The following is a 13027-nucleotide window of genomic DNA, read 5'->3' as shown; positions in this document are numbered from 1 at the left end:
CTTTAGCTTAGACACTGGCGGCGGCGTCCCGGCCCGCGGCCCTCCCCGTGAAGAGGCAACCGCCGAGGAATGTTCCTTCCAAAGCCCGATACCCGTGCATACCGCCTCCACCGAATCCGGCAGCTTCTCCGGCCGCATAGAGGCCCGGGATGTTGTTCCCCTCATCGTCCAGCACCCTTGAGCGCAGATCGGTTGTGAGACCGCCCAAACTCTTACGTGTCAGTACAGACAGCCGAATGGCAATCAGGGGTCCGTGCGCAGGGTCAGTCAAACGATGCGGGCGAGCCACCCGCATGAGTTTGTCGGTTGCAAACCGCCGTGATGCCCTGATAGCTGACAACTGCGGATCCTTGCCTAGTCTGCTGGCTACCTGGCTGTCCCTGGCCCGGATCAGTGAGTCGAGCCCGTCGCCGTCGATCAAGGAGCTTCCTGTGAGGTGGTTCATGCGTGAAGCAAGCTCCATAGGCGTTGCCGCCTGGAGAAAGTCAACACCCTTGTCCATGAAACGCTGAATGGGCGCGTCGCTGTCAGGCCGGAGCCGCGTTGCGAGCAGCCGGAAATCTTTGCCTGTGAGATCCGGGTTCTGCTCGGACCCGGAGAGGGCCAGTTCCTTGAGTGCGATGGTGCGGTTGAGGACAAACCACGAATACCCATGTCCCGACCCGACTATGTGCCGAAGCGCTCCCTGTGAGTCAAAGCCGGGAAAGAGCGGCGCCGGCAGCTGATGTCCTTCGGCGTCGAGCCAAAGGGAGGATGGGCCGGGCAGGATGCGGATTCCATGCTTGGGCCACACCGGATCATAGTTGTGGATTCCTTCGGGGTAGTGCCACATGCGGTCGCCGTTGACCAGGGCAGCTCCCGAGGATTCCACGGCGGACAGGAACTCGCCGTCAACTGAAGCTGGTACTCCACTGAGCATGTAGTCGGGAGCCGTGTCGTCCGGCCATTGCCGGCGCACTTGGGCGTGATTGCCGCCGATGCCGCCAGTGGTCACCACCACGGCTCCCGCCGTTGCCTCAAAGCTCCCCATGACGACGCGGCCGGATGCTTGTCCCCTGACCGCCGTCGACGGTTGCAGAACGTCGCCGGAAACGCCGGTGACCCTGCCCGCCGTCGTCGTCAGCGACAAAGCCCGATGCCTGAAGTGAAGGCCGACCCTGCCGGTATCAACGCCCTCCAGCACCTTGGCGAGGAACGGTTCAACCAGCGCCGGTCCCGTGCCCCACGTGACGTGGAACCGGGGCACGGTATTGCCGTGGCCCTGCGGCCCGTAGCCGCCGCGTTCAGCCCACTGCACCAAAGGAAAAAAGCCCACCCCCAGGCTCCGTAGCCATGACCGCTTCTCACCTGAGGCGAAGTGGACATAAGCCTCGGCCCAGTCCCGGGCCTGCTGGTCCACGGAGCGGTCAAAAGCGGCCGACGCCAGCCAGTCCGAAAGGGCGAGTTCTGTGCTGTCCCTGACACCCAGGCGCTGCTGTTCAGGCGTGTTGACCATGAAGAGGCCGCCAAAGGACCAGTGCGCCTGACCGCCCACGGATGCCCCCGGTTCCTGGTCCAGGACAGCCACTGTCTTGCCGGCGGCATAGGCCGTCGCCGCGGCAACCAGCCCGGACAACCCGGCTCCCACTACTACGACGTCGGCAGCGACCTTTTGGCTTCCATGATCTGCGTCACGATTTTGCGGCGGCATGCCTACATGCTAGCGGCAGGCCGGGTCACGGGTTTGGTGAGTTGTCTGTAAGCGGGAAAACTAGGACCATGCGTGTTTACCCCACATTCTTCAAGTTGGCCTTCTCCTGGATGGATGCCGAGAAAGCCCACAAGATCGGCTTCCAAGGCATCCGGGCGGCCCACCGTTCCGGAGCCGGCCGGATTTTGTCCAGGATTACAGCTCCTGATGCTTCCCTTCGGACGGAAGCGCTGGGGCTCACCTTTCCGTCTCCTTTCGGCTTGGCAGCAGGCTTCGACAAAGAGGGTCACGGCATTGAAGCCTTATCCGAGCTCGGCTTCGGACATGTGGAGGTGGGGACCATCACCGGCCAGGCGCAGCCAGGCAATGAAAAGCCCCGCCTGTTCCGTTTGATTGAGGACAAAGCGGTCATCAACCGCATGGGATTCAACAACGACGGCGCCGCAGCAGTCGCGCCGAGACTCAAGTCAGCACGGGCTGCTTTGCAGCGGCAATACCCCGACGTCCGGCCGGTTATTGGGGTGAACATCGGCAAGACCAAGCTGGTTGAGCTCGACGACGCTACCGAGGACTATTTGGTGAGTGCACGTAGCCTGGCGCCGGCAGCCGACTACCTGGTGGTCAATGTTAGTTCTCCGAATACGCCGGGGCTGCGCTTGCTGCAGAATGTGGAGACGCTGCGTCCCCTGTTGCGGGCTGTTGGCGACGCTGCGGACGAAGCTGCCGGCCGGCATGTACCCCTTCTGGTCAAGATCGCGCCGGACCTGTCCGATGATGATGTCGACGACGTCGCACGCCTTGCGCTGGACCTGAAGCTCGATGGGATTATTGCCACCAACACCACGATTTCGCGTGATGGGCTCGTCTCCGACGCCGCGAAGGTGGAGTCCCTGGGTGCGGGCGGCTTGTCGGGAGCACCCCTGAAGCAGCGCTCCCTGGATGTATTGCGCAGGCTCAAGAACTCTGTGGGGGACCAGCTCGTGCTCATTGCGGTGGGTGGCGTGGAGACGCCGCAGGATGTTCAGGACCGCTTGGACGCTGGAGCGACTCTGGTGCAGGGTTATACAGCGTTCCTCTATGAAGGACCTTTTTGGGCTTCGCGCATCAACAAGGGCCTCGTGAAACTTCGTCAGCGGGCAGCTCGCTGATACCAGCTACAAGAAGACCCCGGACCAGTGGTCCGGGGTCTTCTTGAATGCAAGGGTTGGGGTGCCTGGGTTTCCGGCGCCTAGGCGGGGTACTGCCCGCGCTTTACCTGGGGCTTGGGAAGGCGGAGTTTGCGGAACTGGAGGGCACGCATGCATCCATACCAGATGGAGCCCCGTTCCACTTCGCCGAACTTCTCGGTTAGCCGCTTGCGAAGCTTGCGCGACAGGATGAAGACGTCCACGAAGACAGCGAGGAACATGATCCAGAATCCAATAAGGACGTAGCTGATGCCGGCGCTGGTGGGCGGAATGATCAGGGAAATTACGACGAACAGCAAAGCGCCGAACATGAGGTACTCGCCCAAGCTGAACCGAGCGTCCACGTAGTCACGCGTGTAACGCTTTTGAGGCCCCTTGTCGCGAAGGGGGAGGAACCTCTCGTCACCTGTATCGAGGGCCTGCCGCATTTTCTGCCGCTGGTCCTGGATGGCTACCCTTTCCGCTGCCTTGGAGGCCTTACGGTCGTTGGGAACCAAAGGGCGCTTGCGGGCCGCTTCCTGGTCCTTCCGTTTGGGCGTTGGGGCGCCTTTTCCCGCACCGGACTCCGGTGCGGTGGCGTAGGCCTGATCTACTACTGATTGAGCGCTGGGCTCTTCCTTTTTGCGTCCGAACACCCATACAGAATACCCCTCAAGAAGGTGGCGCACGTTACGTGTCCGGTTGCTCGAGCCCTTTGCCCTGCATCAAGCCCCATGGCTTGGGCTGCGCCTGCTGCGGCGGGAGAATCCCCGGCGGTAAAGTGTGGCCCATGACTTCAGCACATGCGGAGATCCCGCCGAACAAGCAAGGGCACCCCGACTCCACTCCGGTCGAGGCACTGACCACGGCGGTCAACGACTCTTTTGAGAACACACTCGCGTCACTGGAAGAGCTGGTGGGTATTCCGGGGATTGCATGGCCAAGCTTCGATCCCAAGGAACTGGATCGAAGCGCTGACGCCGTGGCTTCCTTGGTTAAGGAAGCCGGCATGGAGGACGTCCGCATCCTTCGCTGCAACAAGGGCGACGGTACGCCCGGTGGTCCTGCCGTCGTCGCGCGCCGACCTGCCGCCGAAGGCAAGCCGACCATCCTGCTCTATGCGCACCATGACGTCCAGCCTCCCGGGGACCGGAGCCTCTGGAAGTCGGAACCGTTCGTCGCCCAACAACGTGATGGCCGGTTGTACGGCCGCGGCGCTGCCGACGACAAAGCAGGGATCATGGCGCACCTGGCCGCATACAGTGCTGTCACTAAGGTCCTGGGGGAGGATTTCGGGCTCGGCGTGACCTTGTTCTTCGAAGGTGAGGAAGAAGCGGGGTCGCCCACTTTCCGGACATTCCTTGAGGAGCACCAGGAACTTCTCCGGGCAGATGTGATTGTTGTTGCCGACTCCAGTAACTGGAAAGTGGGCGTTCCTGCCCTGACCACCAGCCTTCGGGGTTTGGTGGACGGCACCTTCGAAGTGCGCGTCCTCGAGCATGCCGTGCACTCAGGCATGTTCGGCGGCCCGGTGCTCGATGCTCCTACTCTCTTGTCCCGGCTCATTGCCACGCTTCACGACGATGATGGGAACGTTGCGGTAGCCGGACTTGTGGGCCGTGACGAGGCGGCAGTGGACCTCACCGAAGCGGACTATCGCGCCGATGCCTCAGTGCTCGACGGCGTGAGGCTCGCCGGGAGCGGAACCATCGCCTCCCGCCTGTGGACCAAGCCCGCGTTGTCCATCATCGGTATGGACGTCCCGGCTGTCGATGTCGCCTCGAACACCCTCATACCGGCGGCCCGCGCAAAATTCAGCATGCGTTTGGCTCCGGGCCAGGATCCCGAAGCGGCAATGGCGGCCCTGAAGCAGCACGTTGAATCCAATGCGCCTTTTGGTGCAAAGGTGACGTTCACGCCGGGGGAGAGGGGTAATGCCTTCTCCACCGATACGACTTCCGCTGCGGCGCGGGTGGCACTGTGGGCGCTGGGTGAGTCATGGGGCGTCAAACCCGTGGAAATGGGCATCGGTGGCTCCATCCCGTTCATCTCCGACCTCTTGGAGATGTATCCGGACGTCCAGATCCTCGTGACAGGTGTGGAGGACCCCGATTCCCGCGCGCACAGTGCCAACGAATCGTTGCACATCGGAGACTTCCGGCACGCGGTGTTGGCCGAAGCCCTGATGCTGGCCCGCCTCAACGCCGAGGGCTTGGTGGAGTAAGCTCCCACGGCGCGCCGGGAACAACGGAATGCTGTCTGTGGTTACGTCAGGAGTTATAGCTAAGCGTCTGCGCGACGTAGCATTAGCTATAACCCGTACGTAATTGGGTAAGGGCAGGCAGCGTTCCGGCGCCGCCGCCAGGAGCTTCATAAGAAGGTAGGCCAATGAGCACTGCAACCAACGAAAACAGCACCGGAGCACAGCTCGTCACCAACGACGACGAACTGGCCACGCACGAGGTCAATCTGACCGACGTCGCCGCAGGCAAGGTCCGCAGCCTCCTCGAGCAGGAAGGGCGCACAGACCTTCGGCTGCGCGTTGCAGTCCAGCCCGGAGGATGCTCGGGGCTGATCTACCAGCTTTACTTCGATGAGCGCCTGCTCGACGGAGACGCTGTGCGCGACTACGACGGCGTTGAGGTCGTAGTGGACAAGATGAGCGTTCCTTACCTCAGCGGCGCAAGCATCGACTTCGAAGACACCATTTCGAAGCAGGGCTTCACCATCGACAACCCAAACGCCGGCGGGTCTTGCGCCTGCGGCGATTCATTCCACTGATGTGAGCCATCGCCGCATGTCGGCGCCTCTTCGCGCGGTTTGAAACCGTTCGGAGCCACGGCGCCGACATGTGCGCGAAAACCGCGTGATAGCGGTAAGCTCTACATCGGGTAGTAAAACTTTTAGTGTGCCCGGTGAGCCTTCGGCCTGCCGGGAGACAGCAACAAGAGGAAGGGCCGTCTGTGAGTTCGCAGAACCGAACCGGCAGCCGACGCATAAAGATCACATCGATCACTGGCTTGGCACTAGCCGGCGCGTTGGTTTTGACCGGATGTTCACCAGAGGTAGAGAAGGGTTGGCTGCCTACAGAGCGCGGCACGACCAACCACACTGACCGGATCATGGACCTCTGGGTCAACTCATGGATCGCCGCCTTGGCAGTCGGTATTATCACGTGGGGCCTTCTGGTCTGGTGCATCATCGCTTACCGTCGCCGCAAGGGCACCACGGGTTTCCCCAAGCAGCTCAGCTATAACCTGCCGCTCGAGGTCTTCTACTTGACCATCCCGCTGTTCATGGTGCTGGTGTTCTTCTACTTCACCGACCAGGACCAGCGTGCGATCGATGACCGCTCGCAGCCCGCCGACGTCGTTGTTGACGTCCGCGGCAAACAGTGGGCTTGGGACTTCAACTACAAAAAGGGTGAGGTCATCAACGAAGACCTCCACGAGGCCGGCGTTCAAGCCCATCTGACCGGTGCCGAGGTCAACAAGGAACTTCTCCCCACCCTGTACTTGCCGGTTGGCAAGTCCGTGGACCTGGAGCTGAACTCCCGCGATGTCATCCACTCCTTCTGGGTTCCCGCCTTCCTTCAGAAGCGCGACATGATTCCCGGCAAGACGAACTACATCAGGTTCACCCCCACCAAGGAGGGCACTTTCGATGGCAAGTGCGCCGAACTCTGCGGTGAATACCACTCCGAAATGCTCTTCCGCGTGAAGGTTGTCTCCGAGACTGAATTCCAGGCTCACATGGAGAAGCTGCGCCAGGATGGCAACACGGGCCTGCTCGGTGCGGAATATGACCGCAACCCGAACCTGAACGAAACCAAGTAAGGGGAGCGACGTGGCTACGTACACTCAATCCGCACCGGGGGTCCTAGAAGCCCCCGTAGTTCCTAAATCCAAGGGACGCATTGTCGTCAACTGGATCACCTCCACGGACCACAAGACCATCGGGTACATGTACCTGATTGCGTCGTTCGTGTTCTTCTGCCTCGGCGGCGTCATGGCGCTGCTGATCCGCGCTGAATTGTTCGAGCCTGGTATGCAGATTCTGCAGACCAAAGAGCAGTACAACCAGATGTTCACGATGCACGGCACCGTGATGCTCCTGATGTTCGCTACACCGCTGTTTGCTGGCTTCGCCAACGTGATCATGCCGCTTCAGATTGGCGCGCCCGACGTTGCCTTCCCGCGTCTGAACGCTTTGGCCTTCTGGTTCTTCCTCTTTGGTTCGACCATTGCCGTGTCCGGGTTCATCACCCCCCAGGGTGCTGCATCATTCGGTTGGTTTGCTTACGCGCCCCTCTCGAACACAACTTTCAGTCCCGGTGTCGGTGGTGACCTGTGGGTCTTCGGCCTTGCTCTGTCAGGCTTCGGTACCATCCTTGGTGCTGTCAACTTCATCACCACCATCATCTGCATGCGTGCACCCGGCATGACCATGTGGCGCATGCCCATCTTCACGTGGAACACGCTTGTTACGGCCATCCTGGTACTGATGGCGTTCCCGCCGCTGGCTGCAGCGCTGTTCGCACTCGGTGCGGATCGCCGTTTCGGTGCCCACATCTTCGACCCCGAGAACGGCGGTGCGGTCCTCTGGCAGCACCTGTTCTGGTTCTTCGGCCACCCCGAGGTGTACATCATCGCGCTGCCGTTCTTCGGCATCGTGTCCGAGATCTTCCCGGTCTTCAGCCGCAAACCGATCTTTGGCTACAAGGGTCTGGTCTACGCGACGATCGCCATCGCCGCACTATCCGTCACCGTGTGGGCCCACCACATGTACGTGACCGGATCCGTGCTGCTGCCGTTCTTCGCCTTCATGACCATGCTCATCGCAGTTCCAACCGGTGTGAAGTTCTTCAACTGGATCGGAACGCTGTGGCAGGGCTCCATTACGTTTGAAACGCCCATGCTCTGGAGCATCGGCTTCCTCGTGACCTTCCTCTTCGGTGGTCTCACCGGCATCATCCTGGCCTCGCCGCCGCTGGACTTCCACGTATCTGACTCGTACTTCGTTGTGGCGCACTTCCACTACGTTGTGTTCGGTACCGTCGTATTCGCCATGTTTGCAGGGTTCTACTTCTGGTGGCCCAAGTGGACAGGCAAGATGCTCAACGAGCGCCTCGGCAAGATTCACTTCTGGCTGCTGTTCCTCGGCTTCCACGGCACGTTCCTCATCCAGCACTGGTTGGGTGTTGAGGGTATGCCGCGTCGTTACGCCGACTACATGCCGCAGGATAACTTCACGTGGATGAACCAGTTCTCCACTATTTCCTCCTTCGTCCTGGGTGCTTCCCTGCTGCCGTTCTTCTGGAACGTCTACATCACCTGGCGCAGCAACAAAAAGGTAGAAGTGGATGACCCGTGGGGCTTCGGTGCCTCGCTGGAGTGGGCAACTTCCTGCCCGCCGCCGCGCCACAACTTCACCTCCTTGCCCCGTATCCGCTCCGAGCGCCCGGCCCTGGACCTTCACCACCCGGAGTTGGCCCAGGTTCACACCGCCGAGGCCCCGTCACCCGCAGCAGCCGTTTTGGGTAACGCCGACCAAAGGGACGTCAGCAAATGAAAATCGAATCGTGGCTCTTCGGAGCCGGAGTCTTCTTCTTCGTCCCCGTAGCCATCGCCTACGGTTTCCTGACGGAATGGAATGAATGGGTCGGCGTCCTGGGCATCCTCCTGGTCGGTGGCCTTGCAGGCATGATCGGTGCCTACCTCGGATTCACTGGTAAGCGAATCGGCCTTCGACCCGAAGACCGTCCCGACGCAGAGATCCACGAGGGAGCTGGCGAGCAGGGTCACTTCAGCCCCTGGAGCTGGTGGCCGCTGGTCCTTGGTTTGGCTTGCGCAGGAGGCTTCCTCGGTCTCGCCATTGGGTTCTGGGTGACGTACGTTGCCGGCGGACTTGCCTTGATTGCCTTGGTTGGCTGGGTCTTCGAGTACAGCCGTGGCGATCACGCCCACTAACTAGTTGGTATAACAATGATGGGCCCCACCGGAAGGTGGGGCCCATCGTCGTTAAGTCTTCGATGTGCGGTAACTCATTCGCATCACAGTGGGTCTTCACATCAAGCTGAGAGTGGTTTCAGTGGGCTTGTGCGCCCTCCAGGACGGCGGAAAGAGCTAGGAGGGCATTCTCGGCTTCCGGAAGGCTCTGATCGCCACTGAGTGCGTCTGGAGCTACTGCGAGGAAGACTTCGCACCCATGTCCGAAATCTTCGGTCATCACTTCCAGAAGGGAACGGGCGTCCACCGGGTCGCCGTCGGGCTTGCGAATCGTCACCGGCAGTCCCGTTTCGGTGACAGCACGAACAAATACTGCGGCTGCCCGTGCGTGCAGCCCGATTTCAGCGGCAACGAAGGTTCTCTGCTCCGGCAACCCAGCTCCTTTGATACGACGGAACTTCCGTCTGAAAATTGATCCATACCAGCGTAGCCGCCGGGGCGCCGCGCATTCCACATGGCACCTCGGTGGTCTAGACCTCCGGCCATGCTGAATTATCCTTGAAGCATGACTCAATGGCTGGAAGTCTGCCGTGGCTGAGGCAGCAAGCATTGCCGGCGAAATTGACCGTACCAGCGGGACGCCCATCTACGTTCAGCTCCGTGAGATTCTGCGCACGTTTATTGCCCAGTCCTGCCCTCCAGGGTCTGCGCTCCCTTCCGAGCGGGATCTGTCGGAACGGTTCGGGCTGGCCAGGATGACAGTCCGTCAGGCTATTGATGCCCTGGTTGGCGAAGAAGTCATAGAGCGTGTGGTGGGCCTTGGAACCTTTGTCAGGAAGCCAAAGCTGGATTTGCAGGTGAAGTTGACTTCCTACAGCGAGGAAATGCAGCGTCGCGGAATGGTGCCCGCTGCAAAGGTACTGAGCTTCGAACAAATTGCGGCAAGTGCTTTCCTCGCCAGGGAGCTGCAACTGGACGAGGGCACGCCCCTGGTGCGGTTCAGGCGTCTGCTGTTGGCCGATAACGAACCCATGAGCGTGGATGAGAACTTCATTCCGGCCCATCGGGTGCCTGGACTGCTCGACGAGGCACCGCCAACGTCGCTGTACAACGTTCTGAGCGAACGCTTCGGCTTGGTGATGGAGTGGGGTGAGGACATGATTGAGGCGACTGCTGCGTCGCCGTCAACTGCCCGGCTTCTCAACGTCGACGTCGGCGCCCCGTTACTCAAGATTCAGCGGCACGCCTTCGTTGCCCGTGCAATGGTTGACTACTCCGTCTCGTACTACCGTGCGGACCGCTACAAACTGTGGGTTCCCTTGCAGCGCCCGGGAATTCGTCCCACGCGCAACTACTCGTCGGGGTACCGCACACAGTAGACCTTGAGCTGCCCGCATGCCCTGCAGGCTGGCGAAATAGAGCAGACATAAGGGAAGGACCCGGTCCATGTGGACCGGGTCCTTCCCTTATGTCGAGTGCTAAGCGCTAGTGGCTCAGGCTCTTCTGGTCTTCACCAGCTGCGATGGCCTCGTGGTGGCCATGTGCGTGTGCTGCTTCGAGTTCCGCAGGCGTTGCCGGGGCAACACGGTCTTCGAAGAACCAGCGGGAGAGTGCCGCGCGCTGCTTCTCCTTGCGGGTGACTACGCCGTGTTCGTTCGGCTGGGCCGGGATCGGAGCCGGTGATTCGAACCCGACGAGCTTGTAACGCTTGTACTCATCCAGCGGGGCGTGAACCTCGATGAACTCGCCGTGGGGGAGTCGGACGATGCGGCCTGTCTCGCGACCATGGAGTGCAATTTCGCGGTCCTTGCGCTGGAGGGCCAGTGCTACGCGCTTGGTCACGATGAAGGCGATGACAGGGCCAATGAAGAACAGTGTCCGCAGCCAGTAAGTGACATCGTTCAACGACACGTGGAAGTGTGTTGCGATCAGGTCGGAGCCAGCAGCCGCCCACATCACGCAGTACCAAGTGAAGCCTGCAACACCGATGGCAGTACGGGTAGGAGCGTTGCGCGGGCGGTCCAGGACGTGGTGTTCGCGGTTGTCCTTGGTGACCCACCGCTCGATCCACGGGTACATGAACAGCACAGTGAAGATGATGCCGGCCGGTACGAGCGCGGGAAGCAGGACGTTTAGGGTCAGGGTGTATCCGAAGATGACCCACTCGAAGTGGAAGTCGTTGATGACACCCGGCATAAGACGCAGGGCTCCGTCAACGAAACCGATGTACCAGTCAGGCTGGGTACCGGCCGAAACCGGGGAGGGATCGTAGGGGCCGTAGTTCCAGATCGGGTTGATCGTGAACGCTGCCGCCATGAGCGCCAGGACGCCGAAGACGATGAAGAAGAATCCACCAGCCTTTGCGGCGTATACCGGGCCGAGGGGGTAGCCGACGACGTTGCCGTCATTGCGTCCCGGGCCGGGGTACTGGGTGTGCTTGTGCACGACCACCATGAAGAGGTGGATGACAATCATCAGGAGGATGAGCGCCGGCACCAGGAGGATGTGCAGGACGTACAGACGGCCGATGATGGCCGTACCCGGGAACTCTCCGCCGAAGAGGAAGAACGAGGTGTACGTTCCGATGACTGGAATGGACTTGATCACGCCGTCGATGATGCGCAGGCCGTTGCCGGACAGCAGGTCATCGGGGAGGGAGTAGCCGGTGAAGCCGGCAGCCATTGCCAGGATGAGCAGCACGCCGCCCACTACCCAGTTCATTTCGCGGGGCTTGCGGAAAGCGCCCGTGAAGAAGACGCGCAGCATGTGCACACCGAGGGACGCTACGAACAACAGCGCTGCCCAGTGGTGAACCTGGCGCATGAACAGACCGCCACGAACGTCAAACGAAATGTTCAGTGACGAGCTGTAGGCAACCGACATTTCGACGTTGTACAGCGGCGTGTAGGAACCCTGGTAGTGGGTTTCCGCCATGGACGGGTCGAAGAAGAAGGTCAGGAAGGTACCTGACATCAGCAATATGACGAAGGAGTACAGCGCCACCTCACCGAACATGAACGACCAGTGGTCGGGGAAGACCTTCCGGCCGAACTCGCGCAGGATGCCGGAGCCGCCAACACGCTCGTCCACGAAGTTGGTGAAACTACCAACCTTGGTCTTCGGAACGAAGGGGGCTTCAGCTGTTGATGAGGCGCTCATGCTCGTCACGCTCCCAGTAACTCGGTCCTACAGGTTCTCTGAAGTCGCTGGTTGCGACGAGGTAGCCCTCTGCATCAACTGCGATGGGCAGTTGGGGGAGCGGGCGGCTTGCCGGTCCGAAGATGACCTTGCATTCCTGCGTGAGGTCAAAGGTGGACTGGTGGCAGGGGCACAGGAGGTGGTGCGTCTGCTGCTCGTAGAGAGCAACCGGGCAACCGACGTGCGTGCAGATCTTGGAGTAAGCAACGATGCCGTTGTAGCTCCAGTCTTCGCGGCCCTCGGAGGGGTTCAACGAATCCGGGTCCAGGCGCATCAGGAGAACGACGGCTTTTGCCTTCTCGTTCAGCTTGCCTTCGTGGAGTTCGTTGAGCCCTTCGGGGATCACGTGGAAAGCCGAACCGATGGTGACATCCGAAGCCTTGATGGGGGTGCCATCAGGGTCGCGGGTCAGTCGCTTGAGCTTGTCGCCTTCAGGCGCCCACATGGTGTGTGCCAAAGCGTTGTCCGGCCGCGGACCCAGATCGCCGAAGATGGCGAGGGCAGGCAGGGGAGCAAGTGCAACGGCACCAAGAAGGGTGTTGCGGATCAGCGGGCGACGCTTGATGCCGGTCTCGTCGACGATGTCATCGACAATACGGACTGCTGCCTGGCGATCTTCTTCAGTACGGATAGCGTGGCGCTCTTCGGACACTTCGTGATCGGGCATCAGGGCCTTGGCCCAGTGCACGATTCCGGTGCCGATTCCCAGCATTGCGAACGCAGTACCGAGTCCCAGAAGGAGGTTCTGGGTACGGATGGTTGCAATAGAGGTATCGTCGCCCAAGTCGATGGCAAAGTATGCCACCAGGAACACCAGCGTACCGATTACAGAGGTGCCAAACAGAATGGCTACCTGACGCTCGGCGCGCTTTGCGGCTACCGGGTCCGTGTCAGCCAGGCGCAAACGATGCGGAGGCAGTCCAGGATCCTGGAACTTCTCCACCTCATTCTGACCAGCCGTAGCTACGGTGCCCGAGTGGTTCGGACTGCCGTCACTATGGTTGCCCATAATTCGCCTCATCCTT

12 protein-coding genes are annotated in these 13027 nt (G+C 60.9%); 7 read left to right on the top strand and 5 right to left on the bottom strand.

Annotation, left to right across the window (positions count from 1 at the left end):
* Window positions 1–7 precede the first annotated feature (7 nt).
* Window positions 8–1690: an FAD-binding dehydrogenase gene (locus KCX59_RS12145; RefSeq protein WP_179016567.1), complete on the bottom strand. Its 1683-nt coding sequence runs from the start codon at window positions 1688–1690 to the stop codon at window positions 8–10.
* 68 nt (window positions 1691–1758) lie between these two features.
* Between KCX59_RS12145 and KCX59_RS12140 the strand changes: the two genes are divergently transcribed.
* Window positions 1759–2838: a quinone-dependent dihydroorotate dehydrogenase gene (locus KCX59_RS12140; RefSeq protein WP_179016568.1), complete on the top strand. Its 1080-nt coding sequence runs from the start codon at window positions 1759–1761 to the stop codon at window positions 2836–2838.
* A gap of 80 nt (window positions 2839–2918) precedes the next feature.
* Here KCX59_RS12140 and KCX59_RS12135 read toward each other — a convergent pair whose 3' ends face one another.
* Window positions 2919–3512, bottom strand: coding sequence for a DUF3043 domain-containing protein (locus KCX59_RS12135; RefSeq protein WP_017197596.1), 594 nt, complete (start codon window positions 3510–3512; stop codon window positions 2919–2921).
* A 134-nt stretch (window positions 3513–3646) separates the two neighbouring features.
* Between KCX59_RS12135 and KCX59_RS12130 the strand changes: the two genes are divergently transcribed.
* From KCX59_RS12130 to KCX59_RS12110, 5 genes are all read left to right on the top strand, one after another.
* A complete protein-coding gene (locus KCX59_RS12130) occupies window positions 3647–5080 on the top strand; it encodes a dipeptidase (RefSeq protein WP_179016569.1) in 1434 nt (477 codons plus the stop codon).
* A gap of 164 nt (window positions 5081–5244) precedes the next feature.
* Complete coding sequence (locus tag KCX59_RS12125) at window positions 5245–5637, top strand: HesB/IscA family protein (RefSeq protein ID WP_011774901.1); 393 nt, start codon at window positions 5245–5247, stop codon at window positions 5635–5637.
* Between the two features lie 182 nt (window positions 5638–5819).
* The gene (gene ctaC / locus KCX59_RS12120) at window positions 5820–6692 is read left to right on the top strand and encodes an aa3-type cytochrome oxidase subunit II (RefSeq protein ID WP_091467712.1); all 873 of its coding nucleotides are present in this window, start codon (window positions 5820–5822) and stop codon (window positions 6690–6692) included.
* A 10-nt stretch (window positions 6693–6702) separates the two neighbouring features.
* A complete protein-coding gene (gene ctaD, locus KCX59_RS12115; protein ID WP_011774899.1) occupies window positions 6703–8427 on the top strand; it encodes an aa3-type cytochrome oxidase subunit I in 1725 nt (574 codons plus the stop codon).
* The gene (locus KCX59_RS12110) at window positions 8424–8825 is read left to right on the top strand and encodes a cytochrome c oxidase subunit 4 (RefSeq protein ID WP_017197598.1); all 402 of its coding nucleotides are present in this window, start codon (window positions 8424–8426) and stop codon (window positions 8823–8825) included. Before ctaD ends, KCX59_RS12110 begins: the two co-directional genes overlap by 4 nt.
* 118 nt (window positions 8826–8943) lie before the next feature.
* On the opposite strand, the gene KCX59_RS12105 is transcribed toward KCX59_RS12110, so the two are convergent.
* Window positions 8944–9237, bottom strand: coding sequence for an HPr family phosphocarrier protein (locus KCX59_RS12105; protein WP_178992669.1), 294 nt, complete (start codon window positions 9235–9237; stop codon window positions 8944–8946).
* A gap of 157 nt (window positions 9238–9394) precedes the next feature.
* Between KCX59_RS12105 and KCX59_RS12100 the strand changes: the two genes are divergently transcribed.
* A complete protein-coding gene (locus KCX59_RS12100; RefSeq protein WP_091467709.1) occupies window positions 9395–10183 on the top strand; it encodes a GntR family transcriptional regulator in 789 nt (262 codons plus the stop codon).
* A 106-nt stretch (window positions 10184–10289) separates the two neighbouring features.
* Here KCX59_RS12100 and qcrB read toward each other — a convergent pair whose 3' ends face one another.
* Window positions 10290–11963, bottom strand: coding sequence for a cytochrome bc1 complex cytochrome b subunit (gene qcrB, locus KCX59_RS12095; protein ID WP_178993937.1), 1674 nt, complete (start codon window positions 11961–11963; stop codon window positions 10290–10292).
* Window positions 11941–13011, bottom strand: a complete 1071-nt coding sequence (qcrA, locus tag KCX59_RS12090; protein ID WP_026005323.1) for a cytochrome bc1 complex Rieske iron-sulfur subunit — start codon at window positions 13009–13011, stop codon at window positions 11941–11943. Before qcrA ends, qcrB begins: the two co-directional genes overlap by 23 nt.
* Between the last annotated feature and the right edge of the window lie 16 nt (window positions 13012–13027).

This window comes from Paenarthrobacter nitroguajacolicus (assembly GCF_051027655.1).
Taxonomy (GTDB): domain Bacteria; phylum Actinomycetota; class Actinomycetes; order Actinomycetales; family Micrococcaceae; genus Arthrobacter; species Arthrobacter nitroguajacolicus.
The sequence above is the reverse complement of the archived record's forward strand: the minus strand, read 5'-3'. Positions and strand labels throughout refer to the sequence as shown.